Source organism: Mesorhizobium sp. M1338, from assembly GCF_040318045.1.
GTDB lineage: Bacteria > Pseudomonadota > Alphaproteobacteria > Rhizobiales > Rhizobiaceae > Mesorhizobium.
The window spans coordinates 66,768-93,437 of the sequence record NZ_JAMYLL010000021.1 but is presented as its reverse complement, the minus strand read 5'-3'; the positions used below and the strand labels follow the sequence as shown (position 1 = coordinate 93,437).

General features: G+C 63.5%; 25 protein-coding genes. 14 read left to right on the top strand and 11 right to left on the bottom strand.

What is annotated here, in order from left to right:
• Positions 1–79: 79 nt before the first annotated feature.
• The 3 genes from NKH19_RS19315 to NKH19_RS19305 are packed head-to-tail and all read right to left on the bottom strand — an operon-like array spanning position 80 to position 2,600.
• On the bottom strand, positions 80–1,342 hold the full coding sequence (locus NKH19_RS19315) for a CCA tRNA nucleotidyltransferase (RefSeq protein ID WP_352866069.1): 1,263 nt from the start codon (positions 1,340–1,342) through the stop codon (positions 80–82).
• Positions 1,339–1,971: a CoA pyrophosphatase gene (locus NKH19_RS19310; RefSeq protein WP_352866067.1), complete on the bottom strand. Its 633-nt coding sequence runs from the start codon at positions 1,969–1,971 to the stop codon at positions 1,339–1,341. The genes NKH19_RS19315 and NKH19_RS19310 overlap by 4 nt, the downstream gene beginning before the upstream one ends.
• Entirely contained in the window at positions 1,971–2,600 is a 630-nt protein-coding gene (locus NKH19_RS19305) for a DUF1285 domain-containing protein (protein WP_352866065.1), read from the bottom strand. The genes NKH19_RS19310 and NKH19_RS19305 overlap by 1 nt, the downstream gene beginning before the upstream one ends.
• 141 nt (positions 2,601–2,741) lie before the next feature.
• Here NKH19_RS19305 and NKH19_RS19300 point away from each other — a divergent pair, with 141 nt between their 5' ends.
• Genes NKH19_RS19300 through NKH19_RS19285 form a run of 4 tightly spaced genes read left to right on the top strand, consistent with a single transcriptional unit; the run spans position 2,742 to position 9,642 of the window.
• The gene (locus NKH19_RS19300) at positions 2,742–3,746 is read left to right on the top strand and encodes an AAA family ATPase (RefSeq protein ID WP_352866062.1); all 1,005 of its coding nucleotides are present in this window, start codon (positions 2,742–2,744) and stop codon (positions 3,744–3,746) included.
• Complete coding sequence (locus NKH19_RS19295; protein WP_352866060.1) at positions 3,746–4,687, top strand: DUF58 domain-containing protein; 942 nt, start codon at positions 3,746–3,748, stop codon at positions 4,685–4,687. Before NKH19_RS19300 ends, NKH19_RS19295 begins: the two co-directional genes overlap by 1 nt.
• Positions 4,684–7,506, top strand: a complete 2,823-nt coding sequence (locus NKH19_RS19290) for a DUF4159 domain-containing protein (protein WP_352982635.1) — start codon at positions 4,684–4,686, stop codon at positions 7,504–7,506. Before NKH19_RS19295 ends, NKH19_RS19290 begins: the two co-directional genes overlap by 4 nt.
• Before the next feature lie 57 nt (positions 7,507–7,563).
• Complete coding sequence (locus tag NKH19_RS19285; RefSeq protein WP_352866056.1) at positions 7,564–9,642, top strand: hypothetical protein; 2,079 nt, start codon at positions 7,564–7,566, stop codon at positions 9,640–9,642.
• Between the two features lie 223 nt (positions 9,643–9,865).
• Here NKH19_RS19285 and clpS read toward each other — a convergent pair whose 3' ends face one another.
• The 4 genes from clpS to NKH19_RS19265 form a co-directional block, all read right to left on the bottom strand.
• A complete protein-coding gene (gene clpS, locus NKH19_RS19280) occupies positions 9,866–10,171 on the bottom strand; it encodes an ATP-dependent Clp protease adapter ClpS (protein ID WP_027039419.1) in 306 nt (101 codons plus the stop codon).
• A gap of 135 nt (positions 10,172–10,306) precedes the next feature.
• Entirely contained in the window at positions 10,307–10,645 is a 339-nt protein-coding gene (locus tag NKH19_RS19275) for a hypothetical protein (protein WP_352866054.1), read from the bottom strand.
• A 219-nt stretch (positions 10,646–10,864) separates the two neighbouring features.
• Positions 10,865–11,098 (bottom strand): hypothetical protein, encoded by a 234-nt coding sequence (locus NKH19_RS19270; protein ID WP_013529962.1) that lies wholly within the window; start codon positions 11,096–11,098, stop codon positions 10,865–10,867.
• Positions 11,099–11,137: 39 nt separating this feature from the next.
• A complete protein-coding gene (locus tag NKH19_RS19265) occupies positions 11,138–11,440 on the bottom strand; it encodes a hypothetical protein (RefSeq protein WP_136615919.1) in 303 nt (100 codons plus the stop codon).
• A 233-nt stretch (positions 11,441–11,673) separates the two neighbouring features.
• On the opposite strand from NKH19_RS19265, the gene NKH19_RS19260 reads away from it, so the two are divergent.
• Positions 11,674–12,390 carry a response regulator gene (locus NKH19_RS19260; RefSeq protein ID WP_352866051.1) on the top strand — a complete coding sequence of 239 codons (717 nt, stop codon included), beginning with the start codon at positions 11,674–11,676 and terminating at the stop codon, positions 12,388–12,390.
• Entirely contained in the window at positions 12,387–13,793 is a 1,407-nt protein-coding gene (locus NKH19_RS19255; RefSeq protein ID WP_352866049.1) for an ATP-binding protein, read from the top strand. The genes NKH19_RS19260 and NKH19_RS19255 overlap by 4 nt, the downstream gene beginning before the upstream one ends.
• Before the next feature lie 117 nt (positions 13,794–13,910).
• Here the strand turns inward: NKH19_RS19255 and NKH19_RS19250 are convergent, their stop codons facing one another.
• The 4 genes from NKH19_RS19250 to NKH19_RS19235 all read right to left on the bottom strand — a co-directional run bounded on the left by NKH19_RS19250 (position 13,911) and on the right by NKH19_RS19235 (position 17,335).
• On the bottom strand, positions 13,911–14,201 hold the full coding sequence (locus NKH19_RS19250; RefSeq protein WP_352866047.1) for a hypothetical protein: 291 nt from the start codon (positions 14,199–14,201) through the stop codon (positions 13,911–13,913).
• Between the two features lie 45 nt (positions 14,202–14,246).
• The gene (gene choV / locus NKH19_RS19245) at positions 14,247–15,428 is read right to left on the bottom strand and encodes a choline ABC transporter ATP-binding protein (RefSeq protein WP_352866044.1); all 1,182 of its coding nucleotides are present in this window, start codon (positions 15,426–15,428) and stop codon (positions 14,247–14,249) included.
• Positions 15,425–16,279 carry a choline ABC transporter permease subunit gene (gene choW, locus NKH19_RS19240; RefSeq protein WP_352866042.1) on the bottom strand — a complete coding sequence of 285 codons (855 nt, stop codon included), beginning with the start codon at positions 16,277–16,279 and terminating at the stop codon, positions 15,425–15,427. The genes choV and choW overlap by 4 nt, the downstream gene beginning before the upstream one ends.
• A gap of 120 nt (positions 16,280–16,399) precedes the next feature.
• Entirely contained in the window at positions 16,400–17,335 is a 936-nt protein-coding gene (locus tag NKH19_RS19235; RefSeq protein WP_352866039.1) for a choline ABC transporter substrate-binding protein, read from the bottom strand.
• Between the two features lie 400 nt (positions 17,336–17,735).
• On the opposite strand from NKH19_RS19235, the gene NKH19_RS19230 reads away from it, so the two are divergent.
• The 8 genes from NKH19_RS19230 (at position 17,736) to NKH19_RS19195 (ending at position 26,563) form a co-directional block, all read left to right on the top strand.
• Entirely contained in the window at positions 17,736–18,347 is a 612-nt protein-coding gene (locus NKH19_RS19230; protein WP_352866036.1) for a thymidine kinase, read from the top strand.
• A gap of 126 nt (positions 18,348–18,473) precedes the next feature.
• On the top strand, positions 18,474–18,863 hold the full coding sequence (locus NKH19_RS19225; protein WP_352866033.1) for a c-type cytochrome: 390 nt from the start codon (positions 18,474–18,476) through the stop codon (positions 18,861–18,863).
• Between the two features lie 310 nt (positions 18,864–19,173).
• Positions 19,174–20,262: a hypothetical protein gene (locus NKH19_RS19220; protein ID WP_352866031.1), complete on the top strand. Its 1,089-nt coding sequence runs from the start codon at positions 19,174–19,176 to the stop codon at positions 20,260–20,262.
• Between the two features lie 31 nt (positions 20,263–20,293).
• Positions 20,294–21,439 carry a hypothetical protein gene (locus tag NKH19_RS19215; RefSeq protein ID WP_352866029.1) on the top strand — a complete coding sequence of 382 codons (1,146 nt, stop codon included), beginning with the start codon at positions 20,294–20,296 and terminating at the stop codon, positions 21,437–21,439.
• A 24-nt stretch (positions 21,440–21,463) separates the two neighbouring features.
• A complete protein-coding gene (locus tag NKH19_RS19210) occupies positions 21,464–23,374 on the top strand; it encodes an AAA family ATPase (protein WP_352982631.1) in 1,911 nt (636 codons plus the stop codon).
• A 131-nt stretch (positions 23,375–23,505) separates the two neighbouring features.
• A complete protein-coding gene (locus NKH19_RS19205; RefSeq protein WP_352866025.1) occupies positions 23,506–23,922 on the top strand; it encodes an endonuclease domain-containing protein in 417 nt (138 codons plus the stop codon).
• Between the two features lie 109 nt (positions 23,923–24,031).
• Positions 24,032–25,333, top strand: coding sequence for a DUF6638 family protein (locus NKH19_RS19200; protein WP_352866023.1), 1,302 nt, complete (start codon positions 24,032–24,034; stop codon positions 25,331–25,333).
• Between the two features lie 105 nt (positions 25,334–25,438).
• Positions 25,439–26,563 (top strand): DUF2333 family protein, encoded by a 1,125-nt coding sequence (locus NKH19_RS19195; RefSeq protein WP_352866021.1) that lies wholly within the window; start codon positions 25,439–25,441, stop codon positions 26,561–26,563.
• Positions 26,564–26,670: the final 107 nt, after the last annotated feature.

The following is a 26,670-nucleotide window of genomic DNA, read 5'->3' as shown; positions in this document are numbered from 1 at the left end:
ACAGCCCTTGCCTGCAACTCACGCGCTCGCAAAATCCCCGCTTCAGACCTACGCCAAAAGACAGTGTGAGATATCCGGGCTAGCTCTCCAGTGCCTTCGCGGCGCGATCAAGCAGTGCGGCGCGATCGGGCGCAAATCCCGCTTCGATCCATTCCGCCTCGAGGTTCTTGAGGATTTCGCCCAGCTTCGGTCCTGGCGTTGCGCCGCGCGCCGTCAGATCGGCGCCTTTCAGCGGGAACATCGGTTTTTCCCATTTGAGCGCGAAGGCCAGCAGGCGCGAGAAGCCGCCGGCTTCAAGCAGCGCGTCATTGTCGTCAACAGCACGCACACGGGCGGCAGCCAGCGACAGGCGCAAGCGGTCGACAAATCCCTGCCGATGGCCGCGATAGAGCCTTTTCGCCAGTTCGCCCTCGGTCGTCTTCGGCTCGACAGCGGTGGCAAGCGCCCAGTGGCGCAGGCGATCCGCTTCGGCGATCGAAAATCTGAGCCGCTCGGCGAGTGTCTTCATGCGTGCGGCATCCGGCGGCACGATCGCTTCCAGCCGCAGCAGCGGGTCGGGCGCCCAGCCCAGTTCCTTCTCGGCCTTGGTCAGCCCATGGATGGCATCGATGCCCCATTTCTCGCTCGCCGGCAGCGCGGCGGTCAAGACGCCAGCCTGCCGCATCCAGAGCAGCGCCCGTGAGGGATCAGGCGCCGACAAAAGCTTCTTCAATTCAGACCAGATGCGCTCGGCCGAAAGCTGTGCAAGACCTTCCTTCAGCCGGGCACAGGCTTTCAACCCATCGGCATCGGGCCGGCCATCGCCATACCAGGCGAAGAAGCGGAAGAAACGAAGGATGCGCAGATAGTCCTCACGGATGCGCGCTTCCGCATCGCCGATGAAGCGCAGCCGGCGTGCCTCGATGTCGGCAATGCCGCCGACCAGGTCGACAACCCGGCCATCGGCTTCGGCATAGAGCGCGTTGATGGTGAAATCGCGCCGCTCGGCGTCAAGCTTCCAGTCGCGCCCGAACGACACTTTGGCCCGTCGCCCGTCAGTCTCGATGTCGGCTCGCAACGTGGTGACCTCATAGGGCTTGCCGCCGGCGACAACCGTGATCGTGCCGTGCTCGATGCCGGTCGGCACCGCCTTGAAACCTGCCGCCTCGGCGCGACGAACGGTTTCCCCAGGCAAACACGTGGTGGCGATGTCGATGTCGGCGACCGGCTGGCCCATCAGCGTGTTGCGCACGGCGCCGCCCGCGACACGCGCCTCTTCATCGCCCTCGCTCAGTGCGGCCAACAGGCGCTGCAGATGCTTGTCGCCGAGCCAGTCGGCCCTGCCCGCGATCGTGACACTCACGCATAGAGCCTTTCATAGAGGGTACGGATGATGCCGGCGGTGACGCCCCAGATGCGCCGGTCGCCATAGGGCATGTCGTAGAAGAACCATTCGAGATCGTTCCATATGCGGCTGTCGCGCTTGTGATTGGCCGGGTCCATCAGGAAGCGCAGCGGCACTTCGAAGGCGGCATCGACCTCGTCGGCGTTGAGCGTCAGCTGGAAACCCGGCCGCACGATGCCGAGCACCGGCGCGATGCGGTAGCCGCTGCCGGCGACATAGTCTGGCATGCGGCCGATGACCTCGATGCCATCCTGGCCAAGGCCGATCTCCTCGAAGGTCTCGCGCAGCGCCGCCGCCTCCGGGCTTGGATCGGCCGGATCGATGGTGCCGCCGGGAAAGGCCACCTGCCCCGAATGGTTGCGCAGCTTTTCGGCCCGTTTGGTCAAAAGAACCGTCGCATCGCCCTCATGATCGACCACCGGGATCAGCACCGCGGCGTCGCGCAGCGCCTTGCCCTGGTTGAGGCGTGGGTGATCGGGGTTGAAGCGATGGTCGCCATAGTCGTCGCCGGCATGCGCATCCGGCTGCGCGGCAAATCGCGCGCGAAAATCCGCGGATGAGAAAGGCGTCGGAGACACCTGGTCCATCACGCGCTCAGCCGCTTCAACTGATCCGCCGGCATGATTGGGAACACAGCCTTTTTCGAGCGCACCGCGAACATGGTCTTGCCGCCGATCTCGACCTCCTCGCCATGGCCGACCAACTCATACATCACCGGCCGCGCCACCAAGGCCTCCAGCCGGCCGCGCACCAGCACATAGGGCTTCAGCCCGCCAGTCCCGTTCTCGTCGACGAAACGCAGCGGCCGCTCCGGCCCGGCCTCGACGACGTCGCCGACATTGGTTCGGAAGGTGATGACCTGCGCATCGCCGTCGCCAGAAACATCCATTTCGACGGCAATGAACGGCGCATCGGCGACGCGGATGCCGACCCGCTCCACCGGTGTCACCAGATAGGTCCTGCCGTCGGCATCCTTGCGCAGCACCGAGGAGAAAAGCTGCACCAGCGGCATGCGCCCGATCGGCGTGCCCAGATAGAACCAGGTGCCGTCGGCCCTGATCTCCATGTCGAGATCGCCGCAGAAGTCGGGATTCCAGCGCTCGACGGGTGCCGCACCCTTGCCGGCGCGGGCCGCGCGGGAGATCAGCGCCTCGAGACCGCGCGCCTCGGTGGCGGTCGTCAGGCTTTCTTCACGATGTTCCAAGGGTCCCGTCATGGTCACGAAATAGTCACTGTTGTTCCGCTTGTCAGCCTAAGTCTGTGATTTAAATTCTAATGCGGACACCAGGCGAGGCCGAATCGCGGCAGTCATGGTATGCTGCAGGCAGGTATTTCCAACCACAAGGATCGATGCGGCATGAGCGTAATGGTCAAGGAAAGCCCGATCAGCGAAACGGACATGATCGCCGAGGCCGAGAAGGCGCTGGCCGACATCTCCAGGATCCGCGACGGGGTCGGCCGGGTCATTTTCGGCCAGGAGAGCGTCGTCGAGCGCACGCTGGTGGCGCTGCTGGCCGGCGGCCATGCGCTGCTGGTCGGCGTGCCGGGCCTCGCCAAGACCAAGCTGGTCGAAACTCTGGGCATCGTGCTCGGCCTCAATTCGCGCCGCATCCAGTTCACCCCCGACCTGATGCCGTCCGATATCCTTGGCTCCGAGGTGATGGAGCAGGACGAGACCGGCAAGCGCTCCTTCCGCTTCATTTCCGGCCCGATCTTCGCCCAGCTGCTCATGGCCGACGAGATCAACCGCGCATCGCCGCGCACCCAGTCTGCGCTGCTGCAGGCGATGCAGGAGTACCACGTCACCATTGCCGGCGGCCGCTACGACCTGCCGGCGCCTTTCCACGTGCTGGCGACGCAGAACCCGCTGGAGCAGGAAGGCACCTATCCGCTGCCCGAGGCCCAGCTCGACCGCTTTCTGATGCAGGTCGATATCCTCTATCCCGAAATCGAGGCCGAGCGCCGCATTCTGCTGGAAACGACCGGCGTCGAGGACGCCAAAGCCCAGAACGTATTGCAGCCGGCGCGGCTGAAGGAAATCCAGACACTCATCCGCCGCATGCCGGTGCCCGAAAGCGTCGTCGAGGCGATCCTGACGCTGGTGCGCTCGGCGCGTCCGGGCCAAGGCAATGCCGAGACCGACAAGCACGTCGCCTGGGGCCCCGGCCCACGCGCCAGCCAGGCACTGATGCTGTGCACAAGGGCGCGCGCGCTCTACGATGGACGGCTGGCACCGTCGATCGACGATGTCCGCGCGCTGGCCGAGCCGGTGCTGCAGCACCGCATGGCGCTGACCTTCGCCGCCCGTGCCGAAGGCACCAGCGTGCGCGACGTGGTGGCGAAACTGGCCAAAGGTATCTGATGGCGCGTATTGGCGAGGTCCAGGCTCCGGCAGCGACGCGCGACGCGCTCGCCCGTGGCCGGTTGCGGGCTTCGCTGGTTCCGGACCTGCTGGTCGAGGCGCGGCGCATCGTCAACACGGTGATCGCCGGCTGGCACGGCCGCCGCAAGCGCGGCATCGGCGAGAATTTCTGGCAGTTCCGGCCCTATGTCGAAGGCGATTCCTCACGCATCGACTGGCGCCGCTCGGCGCGCGACGATCATACCTATGTGCGCGACCGCGAATGGGAAGCCGCCCATACGGTCTGGCTGTGGGCCGACCCCTCGCCGTCGATGCTCTATAAATCGACCGGCGCCAGCGTTTCCAAGCAATCGCGCGCGCTGGTGCTGGCGCTGGCCATGGCCGAATTGTTGTCGCGCAGCGGCGAGCGCATCGCCTGGCCCGGCCTTACCGATCCGTTTACCGCCCGCAACGGCGCCGAGCGCATCGCCGCCCAGCTCATGCATGCCGGCGATTTGCCGGCAAAACCCGATCTTTCCGACATCCGCCGCTTCTGCGACATCGTCATTGTCAGCGACTTCCTCGATCCCGTCGAGGAGACGATGGCCTGGCTCGACGTTCTAGCCCGCCACGGCGTGCGCGCTCATCTGATCGAGGTTGCCGACCCGGCCGAGGAAACCTTCCCCTATGCCGGCCGCACCGAATTCACCGACCCCGAGACCGGCGACAAGCTGACCGCCGGCCGCGCCGAAATGCTGGGCGATGAGTATCGCCTGCTCTACACCGCTCGCCGTCACGAATTGGCCGCCTGGTGCAAGCGCCTCGGCTGGAGCTTTACCCTCAACCACACCGATCGGCTGGCGTCCGATGCGCTGGTGCGCCTGCACATGGCGATGACCGCCGATGGCCCCTCTGTCGGGCCGACCGCTGGTGGCGGTCGTGCCGGAAAGGCCGTCGCATGAGCTGGCTGCCGCTCTCCTTTGGCGCCCCCATGGTGCTGTGGGGCCTGCTGGCGCTGCCGGTGATCTGGTGGCTGTTGCGGCTGACACCGCCCAAGCCGCAGACCGAGATCTTCCCGCCGCTGAAGATCCTGGCGCGCGTTCTGAAGCGCGAGGAGACGCCGCAGCAGAGCCCGTGGTGGCTGACGCTGCTCAGGCTGCTGATGGCGGCGCTCATAGTCGCCGCATTGGCCGATCCGGTCTTCAACCCGCGCGAAAAGCTGCCGGCCGAGGGTGCTGCCCTGGCCCTGGTCATCGACAATGACTGGGCAAGTGCCGCCGATTGGGGCAAGCGCGTCGCCACCGCCGAGCGGCTGATCGCCGATGCCGGCTCGAACGGCGTGCCTGTCGTCATCGCCTTCACCGCGGAAAAAGCCAATGCGGAGATCGGCCCGTTCGATGCCGCCGCCGCGCTCGACCGGCTGCGCGCCGCCAAGCCGCGGCCGATCCCGACCGACCGGCCCGCCGTCTATGCCCGCGTCGCCGGCGTGCTGGAGACCTTGCCCGGCGCCAGTGTCGCCGTGCTTGCCGACGGCCTTGCGGCAAAAGGCGACGAAGCCGCCTTCAACACGCTTTTGTCGAAAAATGCCGCCCGTGTCGTTTGGGCAACCGCCGACAGGCTGTCGCTGACCGGCCTGACCGCCGCCGACAACCAGGTCGACGGCTTTGCGCTGACCGCCATTCGCGCGCCGGGCGATCCTGCCCCGGCGCAGGTCACCGCCGGCGCCTTCGACGATAAGGGTCGCCGCATCGCCGATGCGACGCTGACCTTCTCGCCGGGCGAAACCACCGCCAACGGCACCATGGCGGTGCCGTTCGAGCTGCGCAACGACTTCGCCTCGATCGCGCTCGACGGCGAGCGCCAGGCCGGCGCGGTGCGCGTCCTCGATGAAAGCTCCAAGCGCCGCCGCGTCGGACTGTTGTCGCAGGCCGAGGCCGACCAGGCGCAGCCGCTTTTGTCGCCGCTCTACTACATCAGGCGCGCGCTGCAGCCCTTCGCCGATCTGGTCGAACCCTCCAGCGCCGACCTCGCCGACGCCATCCCGCAGATCCTCGACCAGAAGCCGGCGATGATCATCATGGCCGACATCGGCACCATTCCCGCACAGGTCCGGCAAAGACTGGTCGACTGGGTCGACAATGGCGGCACGCTGGTGCGTTTCGCCGGTTCGCGGCTAGCCGCCTCCGGCAATGACGACGATCTGCTGCCGGTCCGCCTGCGCACCGGCGAACGTTCGCTTGGCGGCGCGCTGTCATGGACGTCGCCGCAGCCGGTCACCGAATTCCCCAAGGCCGGCCCGTTCGCCGATCTTGCCCCGCCGACCGAGGTCACCGTCAGCAGGCAGGTGCTGGCCGAGCCGACGCCCGACATCGTCGAGCGCACCTGGGCCGCGCTTGCCGACGGCACGCCGCTGGTCACCGGGCTGAAGAAGGGCAAGGGCACGCTGGTGCTGTTCCATGTCACGCCCGAGGCGACCTGGTCGAACCTGCCGATCTCGGGCAGCTTCGTCGAGATGCTGCGCCGCATCGTGCAACTGTCGCGCAACCAGGGCGCGGCGATCGCCAATGCCGAAGCCGCCGCCACCTCGCTGGCGCCCTATCGCATGATTGCGGCCGACGGCTCGCTGGTGCCGCCGACGCCGGACGCGCGGCCGCTGGTTCCGGGCGCCGGCGCGTTGCCAGTGACCTTCGAGAACCCGCCCGGGCTCTATGGTTCCGAGACGGGTGTGTTTGCCCACAATCTGCTTGAAGCCGACAGCACGTTTGCGCCCCTGGCGCGCCCGCAAATCACGGTCCCGGTGACCTCGATCCAGTATGCCTTTGACGAATCGCGCAATTTGAAAGGCGCGCTGGTCGCGGCTGCCCTGGTGCTGATGCTGCTCGACACGCTGGCGGTGTTCTGGATAGGCGGCCTGTTTACCCGCCGGCCGCGCCGCGCCGGTGCCGTAACAACGACCGCGGCGATCCTGATTGCGCTCGGTGGCTTGTTCGGCCATGCCGATCTTGCCCGCGCCGATGACGCCAAGCCGGGCGACGAGGTTGCAATAGAGGCGATTTCGAAGACCCGCATCGCCTATGTGCTGACCGGCGTGCCGGGCGACGATTCGATCAGCCGCGCCGGGCTCGAAGGCCTGACCCGCTTCCTGGTCGAGAAGACGGCACTGGAACCGGGCGAGCCGGCCGGCGTCGACATCTCGAAGGACGAACTGTCGTTCTACCCGCTGATCTACTGGCCGATCGATCCGGCCGCGCCGATGCCGAGCCAGGCCGCGATCGCCCGCATCGACGCCTATATGCAGCAAGGCGGCACGGTGCTGTTCGATACGCGCGACCAGTTCGCCAACGGCATCGGCGCCGATTCAACCAGCCCGGCGACGGAGCGGCTGCGCGACATCCTCGGCAGCCTCAACGTGCCGCCGCTGGAGCCGGTGCCGTCGGACCACGTGCTGACCAAATCCTTCTTCATTCTGCCCGAATTTCCCGGCCGCTTCGCCGGCGGTCCATTGTGGGTCGAGGCCTCGCTCGACGCCAGCAACGCCGAGAACCGGCCGGTGCGGACCGGCGACGGCGTCTCGCCGATCATGATCACCGCCAATGATTTCGCCGGCGCCTGGGCGGTCGACGAGAATGGCGACCCGCTGCTGCCGACCGTGCCGGCGGACCCGATGCAGCGCATCTACGCGCTGCGCGCCGGCGTCAACATCATGATGTACATGCTGACCGGCAACTACAAATCCGACCAGGTGCATGTGCCGATACTGCTCGAACGGCTGGGGCAGTAAGATGATGTCTTTTATTGCACCTCCGCGGATCGACCCTCCCAAATGGGAGGGTAAGGAATGAACTGGTCTATCTCCTTCGAACCGCTGATCTCCTGGCCCTGGCTGGTCTTGGCGCTGGTGCCGCTGGCGCTGCTGGGGCTCGTTGGCCTGTGGTTTCGCCAGCGCGGCTCGGTCTTTCGCTTCATCGCTTTGATGGCGCTCGCCGCCGCCCTGTTCAACCCGGTGTTCCTCAACGAGGAGCGCGAGCCACTGAAAAGCGTTGTCGCCCTCGTTGTCGACCGCAGCCAGAGCCAGGATATCGGCGACCGCACCAAACAAACCGACGAGGCGCTGGCGGGGCTGCAGCAGCGTCTTGGCCGCTTCAAGCAGTTCGACGTGCGCGTCGTCGAGGCGGGTAAATCCGAAGCCGCCGAAGAGCGCACCGAAACGCGGCTATTCGGCGCGCTCGAGGGCGCCTTCCGCGACGTGCCTCCCTCGCGCATCGGCGGCGCCATCATGATCACCGATGGCGAGGTGCATGACGCCCCCCCGGGCGTCCCCGATTTCAACGCCCCGCTGCATGCCCTGGTCACCGGCAACGACCACGAGAAGGATCGCCGCATCCGCTTCGAGAACGCGCCGCGCTTCGGCCTTGTCGGCAAGCCGCTCGACATGACCTACCGCGTCATCTCGACCGAGAAGGAGACCGGTCCGGTCGACGTGCGCGTCTCGGTCAATGGCGAGCAGGTCGCGGTCGAGCATGCCGCCGTCGGCCAGGCCATGCCGCTGCAAGTGACCATTCCCGGTGCCGGCCGCAACATCGTCGAACTCGCCATCGACCGCGAGCCGGGCGAACTGACCGACACCAACAACCGCGCCATCGCGCTCATCGACGGTATCCGCGAGAACCTGCGTGTGCTGCTCGTCTCCGGCGAGCCGCATGCCGGCGAGCGCACCTGGCGCAATCTGTTGAAATCCGACGCCTCGGTCGATCTCGTGCATTTCACCATTCTGCGGCCACCGGAAAAGCAGGACGGCACGCCGATCAACGAATTGTCGCTGATCGCCTTCCCGACCCGCGAGCTGTTCGTCGAGAAGATCAAGGATTTCGACCTCATCATCTTCGACCGCTACCAGCACCGCGACGTGCTGCCGATTCTCTATTACGACTACATCTCCGAATATGTCGAAAAGGGCGGCGCGCTGCTGATCGCGGCTGGCCCCGAATATGCCGGCGAAAGCTCGATCGCGCGCACGCCGCTGATGTCGGCCCTGCCGGCGATGCCGACCGGTGAGGTTGTAGATAAGGCCTTCTATCCACGTCTCACCGATCTTGGCCAGCGCCATCCGGTGACACGTGGGCTGGATGGCTCGGCCGCCGAGCCGCCGCGCTGGAGCCGCTGGTTCCGCACCATCGGCGTGCAGAACCCGGAAGGCGAGGTGGTGATGAAGGGCGCCGACAACCGGCCCCTTCTGTTGCTCGACCGCAAGGGTGAAGGCCGCGTAGGCATGCTTCTGTCCGATCAGGGCTGGCTGTGGGCGCGCGGCTTCGAAGGTGGCGGCCCGCATGTCCAGCTCTATCGGCGCATCGCGCACTGGCTGATGAAGGAGCCCGAACTCGAGGAGGAGCGGCTGACCGCCGACGGTCGCGGCATGGTGCTGGAAATCCGTCGCCAGACGATGGCCGACGACCCCGGCCCCGCCCAGATCATCACCCCGTCCGGCAAGACCTTGACCGTCAAGCTCGCGAAATCCGAGCCCGGCGTCTTCCTCGGCAGTGTCGAGACAAGCGAGATCGGCCTCTATCAGGTCGCCAATGGCGACCTGACCGCGCTCGCCCATGTCGGACCGGTCAACGCACCGGAGTTCGCCGATGTCATCTCCACCGAAAACCGGCTGAAGGCGCCGGCGGAAGCCACCGGCGGCAGCGTGCGCCGGCTGGCGTCATCCACGGCCCTTGGCAGCGATGTGACGCTGCCCTCCATTGTGCCGGTGCGCTCGGCCGGCGCCGCGTCCGGCAGCGACTGGATCGGCCTGCGCACCACGGACGACAGCGTGCTCAAGGCCGTCTCGCGCGTGCCGCTTTTCGGCGGCTTCCTCGGCCTCGGCCTGCTGCTTCTGGCGATGGGTTCGATGTGGTACCGCGAGGGACGGTAGCGCCACCTTTTTCCTTCTCCCCGTTCACGGGGAGAAGGTGCCCGAAGGGCGGATGAGGGGCAGCTCCAGCCTGAAGTGATTGGCGATCGCGCAAATGAACTGTTGTCACCCCCGGCGCCGCCCCTCATTGTCCTGCCGGACATTTCTCCCCGTATAGTGACGGGGAGAAAGATGCTGTCGCGGATGGTTTCGCCAATTGTCAGCGTTAAAGACTACCCCCGCCCTACTCTTCCGGCTCCGTCGTGAACATCAGCGGATAGCCCTTGGCCTTGCCGGCGTCGGTGGCCCGCGTCGCCTTGGTCTCGGCGACATCCTTGGTGAAGACGGCGACGACGCAGACACCGCGCCGATGCGCGGTGATCATCACCCGGTGCGCCTGGTCTTCGCTGAGCTTGAACTCGCCCTTCAGCACCGTCACCACGAATTCGCGCGGTGTGAAATCGTCATTGATGAGGATGACCTTGTAGAGCTTCGGCCGTTCGACCTGCGGCTTGACCTGGACACGCGGTTTTGTGGTGATTTCAGGCATTGGAACCGGCAATTTGCGTAAGCGACGTGGCCGCCATTCTGGCACCGGGAAAAGCGGCCGTCCATTTTGATCGACGCGCCAACCGGTATCCGGTGGGCGCGGCCAGCTACTATGTGGGAAACCGTCGGTCGCCGTTCAACGGCCCTGGCGGCTGAACACGCGGCGGCTAGGCCTGTCGGGCCGGAAGCGGTTTCCCCCGGCATCCGCCCGGCGTTCCAGCCAGGCTGTGATCGGCCAGGCGACGACGCAGATCAGCGTCGCGCCGGTCAGCACGATCAGCAACCAGGTCTGCGCCGGCGTGATGTAGTCCCAATTGGTGGAAATCGCCGGCGCAAACAGCGAAGGCTCGGTGCGTCCGCTGGCCGGATCGGGCACCGGGCTGGCGGTGAACAGGATCAGCACCCTGGCGACCCCGGTGGCCACCAGGCCGCCGAGCACCATCGAGCGCAGAATGGACGAAAGCCGCTTCTTCATGCGGATTGTCTTACACCGCCGGCGTTGCAAACGGGTTAAGTGTCAGTCGAGGCGGAAGCTTCCGGTGCCAGACTTCGGCCAGATATCGATCGATCCCATCAGTCCGATTGATCGCCGATATCAGGCTTTCTCAACGGCTTGGACAGGAAGAAGGCCGCTCCAGCCGAAACCGACTGGAGCGGCCTTGGTCAACAGGTTAGCATTTTATGCCGGACCTGATTACGTCTTCGGGGCGTCCTTCTTGACGGCCTTCTCGGCAGCCTTCTTGTGCTTCTTGACGGTCTTCTTGACGACCTTCTTCGGAGCAGCCTTGGCCGGAGCGGCGGTAGCCGGAGCAGTGGTCGTCGAAGCCGCCGGAGCAGCGGTCGTGGTGGCAGCGGCGTTGCCGAGAGCCGGCATTGCGAAAGCGAGAGCGACGGCGAGACCGGTTGCGGAGAGGATGGACTTTTTCATGGCTTCATTTCCTTTTCATGCGGGTCGAGTTTTCGAGTGTCACTGGACCGGGTCGTTCGGTGTCACTCCAAGCAGCTTCAAAGCATTGGCGAGCATCCGGATGCCCTGTGCCTGTTTCTTGGCGGCGCAGTACCGGTTACCCTTTCTCTGAAGTGCCTTTGCCGCGGTGACCTGCGTTGCCGTGGCATGGGTTTCGAGGGCTTCATCGAATTGGTGGCTGAGATTGGCGCACCGTTCGCTCCGGGTGGTGAGCGTCACCTTTGCGTCCGATTGTCCGACAGCGGCAGTGACCAGGCCAAGGCCCAGCAACGCACCCAACAAACTGATCGACAACCTTGGCATCGGTTTATCCGTAAACCCGGAGACTAGCGTCGCAGCCGATGACCTGACCGCCACGAGATCAGTTATGCCCTTGAAATTTTTCAGGAGTTTTTCTGAACTGTAGAATTTTGTTTCTGGATTGTGTCTGAGAGAGCCGGTGTGAACCCATCATCACCACTGGCCAACATATGGCCTGAATTCTATCGTGTGGGTTGCGACAGAAGGGCTTGGCAATCAACAATGACAGGGCTCAAGTGAAATCCGACGCGCACATACTGATCGTCGACGACGACAAGGGCATCCGCGACCTGCTGCAGGAATTCTTCCAGAAGCGGGGCCTGCACACCTCGGTTGCCGCCGATGGCATCGAGATGGAGACTATCCTGCGCCGCGCGCAGGTGGATCTCATCGTTCTCGACGTGATGCTGCCCGGCAAGAGCGGGCTGGAGCTGTGCCGCGACCTGCGCGCCCAGTATTCGACGCCGATCATCATGCTGACCGCCGTCACCGAGACCACCGACCGCGTCGTCGGCCTGGAAATGGGCGCCGACGACTATGTGCCCAAACCCTTCGATCCGCGCGAGCTTTTGGCGCGCATCCGCGCCGTGCTGCGGCGTAATGGCGGCGCCGAGCCCAAGCGCGCAACCACCAGGCAGATCTACCGCTTTGCCGGCTGGACGATGGACTGCTCGCGCCGCCGGCTGATCGCTCCCGACGATATCAGGGTCGAGCTGACCATGGCCGAATTCAACCTGCTGCAGACCTTTGTCAAAAGCGCGCAGCGCGTGCTGACCCGCGACCAGCTCATCGAACTCTCCGGCGGCGACAGCGACTACTCCTTCGACCGCAGCGTCGACATCCTCGTCAGCCGGTTGCGGCGCAAGATGGAAGACGACCCGAAAACGCCCAAGCTGATCCTGACCGTGCGCAGCGGCGGCTACCAGTTCCTGCCCGAGACGACCTCCGAATGAGACGTTTCCTGCCGCAGACCTTGCCTGTCTGGGTGCTGCTGATCGTCATTGCCGGCCTGCTGATCAGCCAGGTCGCGACCCTCTACATCGTGTCGCGCGACCGCGCCGTAGCCAATGGCGTGGTCGACCTCTACCGCCTCAACGACCGCGCCTTCTCGCTGGTGCAGCTGATGCATGACGCCACGCCGGAGGAACGCAAGGCGACGGCGACCGGTCTGTTCAACTCCACCTACGCGCTCACTGTCTCGGACACGCCGGCGGTCACCTCGTCGATCGCAAGCGACGACGAACTGGCGGAACTCGAAGACATCCTCGTCGGCCGGCTGTCGAAGTTCGGCATCACCGATGCGCGCGTGCGGCGCGACCCGGCGACGCGCGAGGCCGACGACGCCGACGGCACGGCGCCAGGGCCCGATATCGGCCAGGTGGAACGCGACCTTCTGGTGCTGGCCGCCGACTTCGCCCAGAGTGACAAGCTGACGGCGTCGTTGCGGTTCGCCGACGGCCAATGGCTGAACTTCACCGAGCCGATCACGCCTGTCGGCCCGATACTGAGCTTCGACAGCCTGCCGCTCTATTCGCTGATCGCCGGACTGGTGGTGATCATGTCGATCTGGTCGCTACGCCGGCTGACGGCGCCCTACCGGATGATGGAAACCGCCGTGAACCGGATCGGCAAGGATCTGAAGAGCCCGCCGATCGCCGAAGGCGGTAGCCGCGAGGTGCGTGCCGCCGCCAAGGCGATCAACGCCATGCAGGCCCGGCTGCGCGAATATGTCGAGGACCGCGAACATCTGGCGGCGGCGCTGGCGCACGATCTGCGCACGCCGATGACGCGGATGCGGCTGCGCCTGGAGCTGTTGCGCAAATCGGCGGTTCGCGAGGCGCTGGCGCACGATCTCGCCGATGTCGAGAGCATTGCCAGCTCGGTGATCGACTTCGCCACCTTCGAGGTGACCGAGGAGAAGAACGAGCGCATCGATTTCTGGTCGCTCGTGGAGTCGATCGCCGACAGCTATGACGACGTCTCGTTCGACGACGATACCCGTTCACGCGGCCTCGTCTGCATGGCGCGGCCGGTCGCGCTCAAGCGCTGCGTCACCAATCTGCTCCAGAACGCGGTCACTTACGGCAAGAAGGCGCATCTCTCCCTGCGCCTGTCGCAAAACACGATCCTGCTCACCATCCGCGATGAAGGACCGGGCATACCTCAGGCGCAGATCGACGCCGTGTTCGGCTCTTTCGTGCGCCTCGAACAATCCCGCAACCGCCAGACCGGCGGTCTCGGGCTCGGCCTGACCATTGCCCGTAACATCGCACGCGCCGCTGGCGGTGAGGTCAGCCTGTCCAACAACCCGGGCGGCGGTCTGCTGACGCAACTGCGCCTGCCATTGGCGGCCTGACGCAGCCCAAAGTGCCGACCTCGCAAGGCGCGGCTTTGGACCGGCATACGCGGAAACCCGGGAGGCCGGCAGCGAGATATCAAGGTCGGCGCGAGGACAAGCGATGTGTTCCCGTTTTCAATGGATGACGGCGATCTTCCATGCAAGCAGGGCAACGATTGCCGCTGCGCTGGAGAGGGTCGCCAAACCATGCCGCTCGAACGCATGCAGGGCAAGAACCGCCAACGCGGCACTGATCGCCGCGAGCGTCCCTTCGATATAAAAGAGCTGATTTGCAGTCAGTTGCGTGCCGGTCGCACCGCCGATCCTGAAAAACTCCAGGATCGATCGCATCGCAATCACAAGCAGTACCCCGAGCGCCGTTTGCGCGGTCCGCGGTTTAGACAGCCAACCCCAAATCCGTTCCAAAGCGCCTTTCCCTCATAGCCGACGGTCCTGGAGTTCTCGCGGCTCCTACCGCCGCAGGACCGCACTCAGCACGTCGCGGATGCCGATCGCGCCGACAAAGCGCGATTGATCATCGAACAGTGCCACGGGTGCTGTCTGCGAGCGGTGCATGGCCAGCATCACTGTTTTCAGCGAGGTGCCGGGGTTGGCCCAGAACACTTGCGCCGCTTCCTCCGGCTGCCCTTCGAGATCGGCGCACGACACCCAGACCGCCGGCTTGCCGTCGCGTTCGGCCGCCGCCACCAGCCCGTGCTCATCGATCTTGAAGCGCGTCGTTTTGCGCCGGTCGAGCCACACCCAGCCATTGTCGCCATGTTCCAGGTCGCGGCGGTCGCGCATGACGTTCCAGGCGGTCAGCACCGACAGCGGGTTCACATTGGCGATGAAGTCGCGGACATAGTCGTTGGCGGGCCGCAGCACGATGTCCTCCGGCGCCCCGGTCTGCACGATGCGACCGCCTTCCATGATGGTGATGTGGCTGCCGATCTTCAGCGCCTCCTCGAGGTCGTGGCTGACGAAGATGATGGTCTTCTTCAGCTCGGCCTGCAATTGCAGCAGCTCGTCCTGCAGCTTGGTGCGGATCAGCGGGTCGAGCGCCGAGAACGGCTCATCCATCAGAAGGATCGGCGCCTCGGTGGCGAAGGCACGGGCCAAGCCGACGCGCTGCTGCATGCCGCCCGAAAGCTCGTGCGCGTATTTCTTCGACCACTGGTCGAGATTGACCAGCTTGAGCTGGCGTTGCACCCGTTCCTTGCGCTCTAGCTCCGGCACGCCGGCGAGTTCAAGGCCGAGGCCGACATTCTCCTCCACCGTGCGCCACGGCAGCAGGCCGAACTGCTGGAACACCATCGCCACCTGTTTCTGGCGCAGGCGCCGCAAGGTCGCCTCATCGCAAGTGACGACATCGACGGTCTTGTCGCCATCCTTGACCAGGACCTGGCCGCGCGACACCACGTTGAGCCGATTGACCGCCCGCAGCAATGTCGACTTGCCCGAACCGGACAGGCCCATCAGCACCGAGATCTCGCCCTCGTTGATGGTCAGGCTGGCGCCGGCACAGCCGAGCACATTACCGGTTTTTTCGAGGATATCGGCGCGGCTGGCGCCGGCGTCGATCATCGCCAACGATCCGGCCTGGTCGGCGCCGAAGACGATATCGACGTTCCTGAAATCGACGGCGACGGTCATTTCTTGCCTCCAACGCCGATGCGCGTCATGCGGTCGAGCACGATGGCCAGCACGACGATGGCCAGGCCGGCTTCAAGGCCGAGGTCGATCTTGCGCGAACCAAGCGCCCGGTTGATCTCGGTGCCGAGGCCGCCGGCACCGATGAGAGCCGCGAACACCACCATCGACAGCGACAGCATAATCGACTGGGTGAGACCGGCCATGATGGTCGGCAGGGCCGAGGGCAGCTCCACCTTCCAGAGCAACTGGCTCTTGGTGGCGCCGAACGCCTCGCCTGCCTCGACGATCGACTTCGGCACCGAGACGACGCCCAGATGCGTGAGACGAACCGATGTCGGGATGACGAAGATGATGGTGACGATGAGACCGGGCGCGTTGCCAAGGCCGAACAGCGTCAGCACCGGGATCAGATAGACGAAGGTCGGCAACGTTTGCATCAGGTCGAGCACCGGCAGCATGATGCGGTAGACCTTCGGCTTGTGAGCCGCCCAGATACCGAGTGGCACACCGATGGCCATCGAGGCGGCGGCAGCGGCAACCACCAGCACCAGCGTCTCCACGGTCTGCTTCCAGAGATTCTGGTTGAGGATGAACAGCAATCCGAGAAAAACCGCCACTGCCAGGCCTCTCGATCGCTGCAGATAATAGGCAAGCAGCGCAATCAGGGCGATGAGAAGGACGGGCGGTATCAGCAGCAGCGTGTCGACCACGCCGTCGAGCAGGAAATTCAGGCCGCCTGAGAGGCCGCGGAAGAAGGTGTTGAAATTGTCGGTGAGGAAGGTGAAGAACGCTTTGCCCCATTCGCCGATGGGAATTTTATAACTGACAAAGAATTTTGAAATCGGATCCATCTAGCCCCTCTTTGGCAGCCGCCGTCCTTGCCGGACAGTCATCTTGTCACAGGATATAAAAAAGGGCAGCCTTTTCTAGATGGCTGCCCTCACTCGCGTCATGTCGGATTCAAAGTCGGCTCAGCTCCCGAGCGCGGTCTTCACCGCCGCAGCCGCGTCGCCGCCATCGAAAGTGGTCACGCCGGCAATCCACGGAGCGACCGCGTCCGGATGCTTCTTCAGCCAGTCGGTCGCGGCCGTGTTGGCGTCGCTGCCCTTGAGGATCGCGTCCATCATCTCGCCTTCCATATCGAGATTGAACTTCAGGTTGGCGATGAACTTGCCGGCATTCGGGCACTCGGTGGTATATCCCTTGCGCACATTGGTATGCACGGTGGCGGCGCCGAAGCCGCTGTCGCCCATGCCGTCGAGATAGGTGATCTTCATGGCGCCCATCACCGGATGCGGCGTCCAGCCGAGGAACGCGATCCACTCATTGTTCTTCATCGACTGTTCGGCCTGCGTCAGCATGCCGGCTTCCGAGGATTCGACCAGTTCGAAGCCTTCGAGATTGTCCTTCGGGTTTTTGATCATGTCGAGGATGATGCGGTTGCCATCGTTGCCGGCCTCGATGCCGTAGATCTTGCCGTCGAACTTGTCCTTGAACTTGCCGAGGTCGGTCAGCGTCTTGACGCCGGCGTCCGCCACATAGGTCGGCACGACGATGCCGTAGCCGGCGCCGCTGAGGTTTTCGCTGATGGTCTCGACCGAGCCGTCGGCGGTGTAGTCCTTGATGTCGTTGGTCATCGACGGCATCCAGTTGCCGAGGAAGACGTCGAGGTCCTTGTTTTTCAGAGACGCATAGGTCACCGGCACCGATAGCTGGATCACCTGCGGCTCGTAGCCGAGTGCGGTCAGCAGCACGGAAGCGATGCCGGTCGTCGCCTGGATGTCGGTCCAGCCGACATCGGAAAGACGCACCGCCTTGCAGCTCGCCGGATCACCGGCGAATGCAGCGCTCGTGGACAAAAAAGCCGCCAGGCCGAGGCCGGCGACGAAAGAGTTCATACGCGACATAGGTATTCTCCCATTGTGATTCTTTGGCGAAGCGCAGCTGCGGTTTCTCTGCCCGCCTTGTTTCGTCAGCCAAACACCATTCTGGTGCGGTTTCAAGCGTTAAGGCAATCACGATCAACGGCGCGGACTGGCCAATCAGCGACACGGCTGACGCTTTTGTCTTGCCGGACAGTTTTTTCAGGAGCGAGGCGGCTTTTTCGTAGAAAGGCTGCCGTGGCCCCTCCCCGCACGACACCAAGTCGGCTTAAGGTCTGTTTAGATTCAGGTCAGGCCGCGCCGAAAATGGTGGGCTCCGAGAACCGGAGCGGAGCGTACTTTCGGGTACGTGAGCACCGGAAGCGCAGGAACCGCCATTTGCAGGCCGGCATCACCTGAATATCAACAGACCGTAAAGGACGGCATGGCCAAGCTCTACTTCCACTATGCAACGATGAACGCCGGCAAGACCACGATGCTGTTGCAGGCGTCGTACAATTATCGCGAGCGCGGCATGCGCACGATGCTGTTCGTCGCCGGCCATTACCGCAAGGGCGATACCGGCCTGATCTCGTCGCGCATCGGCCTGGAGACGGAAGCCGACATGTTCCGCGATGGCGACGACCTGTTCGCCCGCGTCGCCGATCATCACGCGCATACATCGGTGCATTGCGTCTTTGTCGACGAGGCGCAGTTTCTCGAAGAGGAGCAGGTCTGGCAGCTCGCCCGCATTGCCGACCGGCTGAACATCCCGGTCATGTGTTACGGCTTGCGCACCGATTTCCAGGGCAATCTGTTCTCCGGTTCTCGTGCGCTGCTGGCCATCGCCGACGATTTGCGCGAAGTGCGCACCATCTGCCGCTGTGGCCGCAAGGCGACGATGGTGGTGCGCCTTGGACCTGACGGCAAGGTGGCGCGCCAGGGCGAGCAGGTGGCGATCGGCAAGGACGTTTATGTCTCGCTCTGCCGTCGCCACTGGGAGGAAGAGATGGGCCGCGCCGCACCCGACGACTTCATCGGCTTTATCAAGGGCTGACGGCCCCGGCGACCTTGCCCGGGCCCGGTGCAGCCCGATCGACACCTACCGCGATCGCGCCGCGATGCAGCGTTTGTTAAGGCCTCGGCACTATAAGGCCCCAGCCAGAGCTCTCCGGGGTCAGCCATGTTTCGAGCCGCTTCGTCCGCCAGCATTCTTCTCCTTGCCACCTCACTTGCCGCCCATGCCGGCGGTGACCCGGCCCTTGGCAAGAAGGTCTTCAACCGGTGCATCGCCTGCCACGAAGCAGCCACCGACCGCGACAAGGTCGGCCCGCATCTGTCGGGCGTCGTCGGTCGCACCGCCGGTAGCGCCGAGAGTTTTCTTGGTCACTACTCCGAGGCGATGAAGAGTGCCGGTGCCGCCGGCCTGGTCTGGGATGAAGCCAATCTCGCCGAGTATCTCAAGGCTCCCAAGCTGAAAGTGCCCGGCAACAAGATGGCGTTTGCCGGCCTGACCAAGGACGACGACATCGCCAATGTCATCGCCTATCTGAAGGCCGATCCCAAGCCCTGATCCGCCGCGCACGCCGCTGTAAAGCCGGCTTCCGCCTCGCATGTCGCGGCCGCTATTGCTGCATTGGCTTGCCAAATACAAAGGCATCCGTTCGCCGTCGTTTTGCGGCTTAGAAGTTCAATGGCAGTTGAACCAAGCCTGGCCGGCAGGCTAATCACGCCATGACCTCGCCTCCATTGCCTTTCAAGACCGTGACCGAATATTTTGTTTTCGGGGCGGGTCTTGTCTTGCGTCTTTCAATCCCCGGATGCCCCACATATATTCGCCGCTGTTCGCGACCAGCGACGTGATGCCGAAGCGGGAGGCCCCAATGGCGACATTGCAGAATTTCGACGCCGAAATTGCCAAGACCAAGCAGGTCGTGCAGGACATGCGCACCAAGATCGAGCAGTCCGGCACCGTGCTTGATACGCTCGCCACCGCCGACAAGAAGATCGGCGACGCCAATTTCGACATCGAGAACGCCCGCATCGAGGATGTGCTGAAGCAGCAGAAGGTGATGGAAGGCAACATCGCCGACCTGATCATCGGGCTGGAGGACGCCACCAACGTCTTCGGCGCCGAGTTCGAGAGCATGAAGAACTACACCGGCTGGGAAAAATTCATCGGCGTCTTCTCCAGCCAGAGCAAGCAGCGCATGCGCACCGACCGCGTCCGCAACATGTCGCTGGCCGGCAATCTGCAGGAACTGCTGGTCAAGTCCGACACCATCGTCGGCATCCTGAAGGCGCAGAAAGGGGTCCTCGACCAGCGCTACAAGACCTCCGAGACCAGCCTGTCACAGGTCATCGAGCGCCGTAAGACCACCATGACCAACCTCGAAGCCGTGCAGAAGCGCATCGAGGAACTCAACCCGATGCTGCTCGACATCGAAAACAAGATCGCCGCTTCGACCAGCCAGAAGGAGCGCACGCAGCTCGAAGGCGAGCGCTCCAAGCTGGCGACGGAATACAATGAAAAGCAGGCCAAGGAACAGGAGCTGCTGGCCGAGAGCCAGACGCTCGAGCGCTACACCTCGATGTTCCAGACCTTCGTCGATTCGCTCAACAACCAGATCGCCGCGCAGTCGACGCTGATCAACAAGCTGACCATCGACACCGAGCAACGCATCGTCCTCTACAAGGCGCTCGAAGATTCGCTGAAGACCGCCGCCCAGCAGGACGTCGCCCACAAGATCAACACGCTGGGCAGCCAGGTCGACAACACCGCCGAGGAAACCATGGCCGGCATCGGTGCCGCCTCGCAAAAGCACATCGGCGACCTGCTCGAGATGCACGAGAAGAACATGGTCGCCACTGCCGACATCCAGCGCCGCAAGAAGCTGGCCGACGATGCCTTTGCCCGCCGCTTCGACGAGGTGCTGAAGAAGCACAATTCGGCGAACTACGTGCAGTCTTAGGAGTGACAGGACTGCCCGCGAGCACACAAGCATGACCCGCGAAAACGAAGCGGCGGCACGGTATTTCTCCGCCATCACGGCCGCGCTCAGTGGCCTTGAAGTGTTCATGCGCGACGATCGCTCGCCGCTGTACCGGCATGGCATCGTCGCCAAGATCGTCGCCGAATACATCGCCCGGCTCGACAAGTCATTCGCCTGCTGGCGCAACCGGCTGGGCTTCATGGACACGTTCCGCATTTCGCGGGCCGAAAGCGGCTTCCCGGTCTTCCAGAACCTGCTCGAACTGGAAAATGACCGCCGCCAGGCCGATGCGCGGCTGGCCAACATTCCGCTGGCCGGCGAGTTGCGCGAGGAGATGGCCGACTTCATCCTGCGCCACAAGGAATTCCCCGAGGCGCTGCAGAAGTCGATGGCCGAGAGGCTCTATCTCGAGGACGTGAAGAGCGAAAACACGTTCGGCCCGTTCACCCTGGCGCAAACGGCCAAGGTCTCGGTCAACCCGAAGACGGGGCGTCCCTACTATCTCGTCCACTGGGCGACGTTCGACGGCAGCGCCAACCTGCCTCTGGTCTACATGGTGACGGTGGAGGATTCTTCCGAAGACATGGTCCGACAGCTTGTCGACAGAAACGGCAAACTGAACGAGACGATCGACATTCCGCTGCCGGTCGACGGCCTGCTCAATCCCGAGCTCGCCCACCGTTTCGACGATTTCACCGAGAAGAACTCCGCCTATACCCTGTCGCCGGCGACCATCGCGGTCAACCTCGACAAGGATTTCGAGCCGCTGCATCCCAAGCAGCTGCGCCGCGTCGTGCTCGGACCATTCTATTCGGCTGGCATTACCGACAACAATTCGACGGTGACCGAGGTGCTCGCCAAGGTGCGCAAGCCCGAAAATGCCTGGCTGCTCACCTGGACCATCCAGGAGGTCTATTCCAAGGCTGAGAAGCCGGGCCGCAAGGGGCTGTTTTCAAGCGAGAAGACAACGCAGGAATTCTTCATCAACACCGACGATCTGGAAGCCGCCCGCCAGGGCGTGTCGAGCTACGAAAACCACGCGCTGATCCCGCACGAGGCCTATCAGGCGCTCTATGCCGTCGGCGAGGCGCAGAAGATTTTTGCCGGCTACAAGGTTCACATCCTGTCCAACGGGCAGGTCATCTCAGACGTCTGACCGTCACACCACGGAGCAACCTTCATGGATACCGGCCTGACCACCATACCGGAAGCTGCGATCGAAAAGCACCGCGCAACCGCGCAAAGCTTCATCACCCGCATCGTCGTGCTGGAGGATCCGTCACGCGAATCGGGCACGGCACTTGCCGGCACCAACCGCCGCTTCGTCTCGACCGTCTCGGTCGGTTCGGTGCGCCGCACGCGCGAAGTCGAGCTAGCCAAGACCGTCGGCGCCGTCCATCCCGACGACCAGTTGCTGACCATCCCGCAGCACACGCTCCTGTTCCGCGCCCGGCGCGGCACGGCGATCGCGCTCGCAATATCTGATGTTTTCGCCGAAGGCTCGGACCTCGAAAGCCTGCAGGCCAAGAACACCCGCGCCCCGCTCGAAGGCGACGAGGCGTCCACCTTCAAGAAGCTTCTGTCGGCCTCGGCTTACATCTCCGCCTTCAGCCTCGCCTCCTATCTGTTCCAGCTGATCGACAGCGACGGCGAGGCGCCCAACGATATCCCCGAGCCCGACTTCCTGTTCGACACGCCGCAGGATGCGGTGAAGTCGATCCTCGCTGGCCTCGACAAGGCGATCTCAGGATCGTCCGACGACGCCGACTTGATGACCCGGGCGCGCGCCTTTGCCCGCGTCGCCATCGACGGGCTTCTGGCGCGCAAGGGCCGCTTCGACGGCATCGGCCCGTTCGAGAACGCCCATATCCGTATCGATGCCGACGACTTCACCCTCGATGGTTTCGACGTCGCGCCGGGCAAGCGCTCCAAGCCGCTGGTGATGACCTTCAAGAAGCCGGAGGAGGTCGTCGGCAACCACATTGCCAAGTACCAGTCGGTCAAGCTCGCCAAGATGCTGATGGCCTACGACTTCGAGCGCGAGATGAACCCGTTCGTCGAGCTCGGCGGCTTCCTGTTCACCTTCATCGGCGACGGCGCGCCCGGCACCGGCAAGACGACGCTGATCCAGATGATCGCCGGCCTCGTCAACGGCTATTGCCAGGTCGCCGGCTATCCCTTCGCCTATGAGAATTTCGGCGTTGACCAGATCTCGTCCTATCAGGGCAAATCCGGCCAGAACTGCCGCCAGTTCATCAACAATGTCTTGAACCCGCGCGTCATCGGCTTCGGCACCATCGACGACATCGACCAGGTGGCGGCGCGCCGCTCCGACGACCGCGCCTCGGCCGGCCAGCAGGAGATAACCGGCGTCTTGATGGACGCCTTCGCGGGCGCCGCCACCGTGGTGCGCGGTAACTGCTCGTTCGGCATGTTCTCCAACTATCCCGAGAACGTCGACGACGCGCTGCGCCAGCGCGCCGGCGCCCGCTGGCTGGTCGACGGGCCACAGAGCCGCGACGACTACATCGACATCTTCGTGCTGCTTGCCGGCAAGAACCACAAGATCCCGCTCGGCGACCATAAGCTCTACGCCGCGCAGGAAATCCAGCGCGCCGTGACCGAGGCCTATGAGGAGCACGAGAAACCGCGGGAAGACGGGCTGATGAAGGTCTACGAACGCTACATGAAGGAGAACGGCGCGCCGAAATCGATGGCAGACATCGGCACCTATCTGCACCTGATCAAGGATGCCGAACCGCGCTTCACCGGCCGTGCCATCAAGAACGTCACCGACGCCATCAAGATGCGCGCCATGGACATCGAACTTCCCGACGACTGGTTCGAGAAGCCGGAAGTCTTCATGCACAAGGGCTACGACGAGAAGAAAGCGATGATCGAGGAACTGCGCGGGCCGTTCTCGATGGACATGGTCATGCAGGAGATCAACCGCTACGCCGACTCTGAGTTCCGCTATTCCGACAAGTCCGACGACTCCGCCGTGGAAAAACTGCTGCGCGACGCGCGCCTGCGCGAACGGGCTGCGCGGGAGATGGAAGAGATGAAGAAGAAGGGGCTTTGGAATGCGTGACGTTCCGTCCCTTGTGAATCCTCGTCATCAATCGACAAGTTGCAATCGCGATGCCGAAGGACGAGGCGCCAACGCTGACGCTCCCCTCTCCCCGTTCTTCACGGGGAGAGGGTAAGGGTGAGGGGCAGCGCATGCGTGGACCAGAAATTGAGACAACGGGTCGAGCGAGACGTCTGCGCCAGTCGGACAACGACGCTGAGAACGCACTTTGGCTCGAATTGCGTGACCGCAGACTGAACGGCCATAAATTCGTGCGGCAGTTTCCGATAGGCAGCTATTTTGCCGATTTTGCCTGCAGGAAGTGCCATCTAGTTGTCGAAGTCGACGGCAGTCAGCATGCCGGCAATAAGTATGATCAGGCCAGGGATCGCTTCATGGTTTCAAATGATTGGTCGGTCCTCCGCTTCTGGAATGTCGATGTCTTGAAGGATCGGGAAGCTGTACTTGACACCATACTGGCCGCGATCGGGGGACGTCTCGCACACCATATCGAAACGCACGAGCTTCGATTTGTTGCCGCCAAAGGCTATGGGGAGGCATGTTCTTGACCGTTAGCGCCGCCCCTCACCCCTACCCTCTCCCCGTGAAGAACGGGGAGAGGGGGGCGTCAGCGTTGGCGCTTCGTCCCTCCAAGCAAAGCTCCTCGGAGCCTTCCACATGACCGCCAAGAAACCCGATCTGCTGCGCGACAATGAGCTGATTTATGGCCGGCTGCTGACGGTCGACGAGTCGCACTTGATCCAGCGCTACAACAAAGCGCTCGCCGCGTTCGGCCTGAACCCCACCAAGCTGAAAAGCTTTCAGATCGACCGCACCGGCTTCTCGCCCGAAGTGGCCGAGGAATGCGGCGACTACGACTATCTCGATCCCAACGAGGTCAACCGCCGCTTCATCATCCTGACGCCGTCGCAGATCGACCTGCCGGTGGTGCACACGGCCTTCTCCAACACCTCGCAGCTGATGTTCGAGTTCATGTCCAAGAACCAGCGCGCCATCGACGCGCTGACCATCAAGGACGTGATCTACGGCGAGATCGAGGATTCCATTCCCAAGGTCAACGACATCGAGGATCTGCTGTCGATCAGCCAGGTCGAGTTCAAGGTGCTGTCGGCCGAGAATGTGCTGGGCAAGGCCGCCGAACTCGGCAAGCTCGTCGACCGGCTGAAGCAGGAGCCCGACGCCTGGCGCGACAACGCCATGCTGACCCGCATGGTAGAGCTCGCCAAGATCTGCGGCGACATCCGCGAGAACGCGCTGGTGCCCGACCAGGTGATCTTCCGCCACAACGCCTACTGGACCAGCCATTTCGGCGGCCTCTACGTGTTCGTCGACCCTGATATGACGACCGTGATCAGCGATCCGGCGGCTCCCGGTTTCCGCCGTTCGCGACCGTGGCAAGTGAGCTATATCTCGATCAGCGATGCCGACAAGGTGTTCAAATTCCTCGCCACCACCGGGCGCATCGAGCTGCCGCGCGCCTCCTGGGTCGAGACATCGGGTTATCTCGAGCATCGCGCCGAGATGGTGGTGCGCGCGCTGATCCGGGACGCCGACCCGAACCGCAACCTGACCGACGTCGACAAGGTCTGGCTGCAGACCTGGATCCAGAGCCATGCCGACATGATCACCAAAGACGGCAACTTTCCCTTTCTCAACGCCGCCAAGCGCGAGATCGCCCAGCTCGGCCACCTCAAGATCGAGGATGTCTTCCCGCAGCAGCGCTTCCTGGTGATCCGCGCCAAGCCCGATCATCCCGACGCCTGGCTGACCAACCGGCTGATCTCGGATTTCGTGCCGTCGGACTTCGTCTCGCGCTACATCTTCAACAAGCAGGGCTTCTACAAGGACTATGACGGCTTCAGCGACGCCTGGCGATCGCATGTTGTGGACGTTCTCAAAACCACATATTTGAAGGACAAGGTGGCGTTTCGCACACGCCTTTACGGTCTGACTGACTAGAACGAAATGAACCGTCACTTCGTTCTAACTTACTGTTTTGGCGCATGATGTTATCCAAAAAGTCTGCAACTTTTTGGCATCGTGCTTTGAGGGGATGACATTGCCATGCTCGATCCGATCGTGAACTTCTTCACCCGGATTTTCCAGTGGATCGGCCGCGGCATTGGGCTTGTGATCGGCGCGATCCTGTGGCCGTTCCTGTGGGCCGGGCGCTGGTACACGCAGCGCGGCTGGATCCTCAAGGCGGCGCTCGGCCTGGCTTTGCTGGTGCTGATCGGCCTCTACGCCAATTTCTTCTACGCCACCCAGTGGTGGAACAATTTCAACCCGAACTACCCCGACACATACACTTTCGAGAAACGTAACGTCTCCGCCGGCGAACAGCTCTCTGCGGGCTCCGGCACCGACACGGCCAAGACCTGCGGCAACTCCGGCATCGCCCAGGTGGCGGCCGACCTGACCGATTTCAACGTCAACCAGAATGCCTGGATCTCGTCGATGATCCTCTACAAGCTCGGCCTGTTCGGCATCGACTGGGACAACACGCCGTGGATGGATAACAAGGCCTCGTTCCAGCGCGGCATCAACCAGGCAGTGCGGCGCACCGCGACCGAACTCGCCGACAATCTCGGCCGTGTGCGCACCACCTCGCAGATCGACAGCGATCTGCAGAATGCCCGCGGCAATCTGCAGTTCGACGAGGAGACCTGGTATTTCGGCCTGAACCCGTTCGGCCCCAAGACGCCGACGCCAAGCTACTATCGCGATGCCGTCCGCATGCTGCGTTCCTTCAACGCTCGCCTTGCCACCTGCCAGGCGACGTTCGACGCCCGCGCCGACAATTTGAAACAATATATCGACCGTATCTCGTCCGACATCGGCTCGACCTCGGCGATCCTCAAGGAACGAGCTGAAAACCACAACAATGGCTGGTTCGATTTCCGCGCCGACGACCGCTTCTGGTTCGCCTATGGCCAGCTCTACGGCTATTACGGCCTGATGAAGGGCGCCCAGGCGGACTTCGACGACGTCATCAAGGAAAAGCATCTGCAGAACCTGTGGGACACGATGGACTCGCAGTTCGTCTCGGCGCTGCGCATCCAGCCCTTCATCATCGCCAACGGCCGCGAGGACGGCTGGATCCTGCCGACGCACCTGACGACAATGGGCTTCTACGTGCTCAGGGTGCGCTCCAACATGGTCGAAATCAGCAACGTGCTGACTCAGTAACGCTGTTCCATTGGGCACCACGCGATGGCGAATTTGCGCCGTCGCCTCTGTCGCATTCCGTGCATTGTGCGGCTGTTTTGAGACGGCGGAACGACGCGTCCTCTGGC

Coding starts and splice junctions, on each gene's coding strand:
- NKH19_RS19310 (WP_352866067.1), bottom strand. CDS start 1,971: ATGGACCAGGTGTCTCCGACGCCTTTCTCATCCGCGGATTTTCGCGCG.
- NKH19_RS19305 (WP_352866065.1), bottom strand. CDS start 2,600: ATGACGGGACCCTTGGAACATCGTGAAGAAAGCCTGACGACCGCCACC.
- NKH19_RS19300 (WP_352866062.1), top strand. CDS start 2,742: ATGAGCGTAATGGTCAAGGAAAGCCCGATCAGCGAAACGGACATGATC.
- NKH19_RS19295 (WP_352866060.1), top strand. CDS start 3,746: ATGGCGCGTATTGGCGAGGTCCAGGCTCCGGCAGCGACGCGCGACGCG.
- NKH19_RS19290 (WP_352982635.1), top strand. CDS start 4,684: ATGAGCTGGCTGCCGCTCTCCTTTGGCGCCCCCATGGTGCTGTGGGGC.
- NKH19_RS19285 (WP_352866056.1), top strand. CDS start 7,564: ATGAACTGGTCTATCTCCTTCGAACCGCTGATCTCCTGGCCCTGGCTG.
- clpS (WP_027039419.1), bottom strand. CDS start 10,171: ATGCCTGAAATCACCACAAAACCGCGTGTCCAGGTCAAGCCGCAGGTC.
- NKH19_RS19275 (WP_352866054.1), bottom strand. CDS start 10,645: ATGAAGAAGCGGCTTTCGTCCATTCTGCGCTCGATGGTGCTCGGCGGC.
- NKH19_RS19270 (WP_013529962.1), bottom strand. CDS start 11,098: ATGAAAAAGTCCATCCTCTCCGCAACCGGTCTCGCCGTCGCTCTCGCT.
- NKH19_RS19265 (WP_136615919.1), bottom strand. CDS start 11,440: ATGCCAAGGTTGTCGATCAGTTTGTTGGGTGCGTTGCTGGGCCTTGGC.
- NKH19_RS19255 (WP_352866049.1), top strand. CDS start 12,387: ATGAGACGTTTCCTGCCGCAGACCTTGCCTGTCTGGGTGCTGCTGATC.
- choV (WP_352866044.1), bottom strand. CDS start 15,428: ATGACCGTCGCCGTCGATTTCAGGAACGTCGATATCGTCTTCGGCGCC.
- choW (WP_352866042.1), bottom strand. CDS start 16,279: ATGGATCCGATTTCAAAATTCTTTGTCAGTTATAAAATTCCCATCGGC.
- NKH19_RS19235 (WP_352866039.1), bottom strand. CDS start 17,335: ATGTCGCGTATGAACTCTTTCGTCGCCGGCCTCGGCCTGGCGGCTTTT.
- NKH19_RS19230 (WP_352866036.1), top strand. CDS start 17,736: ATGGCCAAGCTCTACTTCCACTATGCAACGATGAACGCCGGCAAGACC.
- NKH19_RS19225 (WP_352866033.1), top strand. CDS start 18,474: ATGTTTCGAGCCGCTTCGTCCGCCAGCATTCTTCTCCTTGCCACCTCA.
- NKH19_RS19220 (WP_352866031.1), top strand. CDS start 19,174: ATGGCGACATTGCAGAATTTCGACGCCGAAATTGCCAAGACCAAGCAG.
- NKH19_RS19215 (WP_352866029.1), top strand. CDS start 20,294: ATGACCCGCGAAAACGAAGCGGCGGCACGGTATTTCTCCGCCATCACG.
- NKH19_RS19210 (WP_352982631.1), top strand. CDS start 21,464: ATGGATACCGGCCTGACCACCATACCGGAAGCTGCGATCGAAAAGCAC.
- NKH19_RS19205 (WP_352866025.1), top strand. CDS start 23,506: ATGCGTGGACCAGAAATTGAGACAACGGGTCGAGCGAGACGTCTGCGC.
- NKH19_RS19200 (WP_352866023.1), top strand. CDS start 24,032: ATGACCGCCAAGAAACCCGATCTGCTGCGCGACAATGAGCTGATTTAT.
- NKH19_RS19195 (WP_352866021.1), top strand. CDS start 25,439: ATGCTCGATCCGATCGTGAACTTCTTCACCCGGATTTTCCAGTGGATC.